This is a genomic window from Halohasta sp. A2, from assembly GCF_056175805.1.
The window spans coordinates 1-255 of record NZ_JAQFWV010000307.1 but is presented as its reverse complement, the minus strand read 5'-3'; the positions used below and the strand labels follow the sequence as shown (position 1 = coordinate 255).

At 58.0% G+C, this 255-nt stretch carries 1 pseudogene; it reads left to right on the top strand.

Features of this window, described 5'->3' with window-relative positions:
* Positions 1–255 (top strand): annotated as a pseudogene (locus O2S87_RS19240) (RNA-guided endonuclease TnpB family protein); the annotation flags it as partial.

The window sequence follows — 255 nt, the reverse complement described above, 5'->3', positions numbered from 1 at the left end:
AAGAACACGAGCGGTCAGACTCGACTGTGGCTCTCGAAACTCGGTGAAATCCCCATCACCTTCCACCGCGACCTCCCCGATGACGCCGAAATCAAGACTGTCACGGTCAAGCAGGAACCGACCGGGGGGTGGTATGCCATCTTCGGAGTTGAGACGCCCGAAGACCCACCGGAGAAACCCGAGAATCCTGAGAAATGCGTGGGAATCGACGTAGGCATTCTCAAGTACACCCACGACACAGACGGAACCGCCGTC